Here is a 747-nt window from a genome sequence, read left to right on the forward strand (position 1 = left end):
CGTCTCGCGGGTACCGGTGCCGGTGCCCGATCCCGCGCGGGCCACGCGCAGGATCTCGAGCTCGGCCGAGGTCGGCCGCTCGCCGGTGGTGGTGGCGATGACCGCCCCGTCCGTGCCGATGAGGAACAGGTCGAGCCCGAGGCTGTCCGCGGTCTCGGACAGGAACCGGGCGGCCCAGCCGAAGTCGATGTGCATGGCGACGACGCCCGCCGCCTCTCCCGCCTCCGTCCGCACCGGCATGGCGAGGTCGATGAAGCGCGGCGGCTCGCCGCCTTCGCTTGCGGGCAGGAGCGAGGCGAGCAGGACCGCCTCGTGCACGTCGCCGGCAAAACCGTGGCGCAGCCCGTTGCGGAACCAGGGCCGCGCGCTCACGTCCGCCCCGTCGAGCAGCCCGTCCGATGCGGTGCGCACCACGCCGTCGGTGCCTGCCCAGCCGATCCACGAAATGCGCGTGCCGTCGCCCCGCATGCCGTCCATGAGCCCGCGCACCCGCGCCCGGTCGCCGCGCGCGATCTCGCCGGCGAGGTAGGACAGGTCGCGCCAGTCGGAATGGATGGCGCGGGCATAGGACGTGGCGGCCGCCTGAGTGCGCAGCCGCACCGCGCGGTCGAGCGCCTGTTCGACCATGTCGTCGGCGCGCGAATAGAGGAACAGACCCGCCGCCAGCGCCACGAGCGCCATCGTCAGCAGGACGAAACCGTAGGCGGCGCGCGGCAGCGTCAGCCGCGGCAGGCTCGAACGGGGATC

1 protein-coding gene is annotated in these 747 nt (G+C 74.0%); it reads right to left on the reverse strand.

Features of this window, described 5'->3' with window-relative positions; genetic code table 11:
• On the reverse strand, nt 1-747 hold a 747-nt coding region (locus tag RISW2_RS25250; RefSeq protein WP_043775879.1), incomplete at both ends, for a cache domain-containing protein.

Origin of the sequence: Roseivivax isoporae LMG 25204, assembly GCF_000521865.1 — a bacterium.
GTDB classification, from domain to species: Bacteria; Pseudomonadota; Alphaproteobacteria; order Rhodobacterales; family Rhodobacteraceae; genus Roseivivax; species Roseivivax isoporae.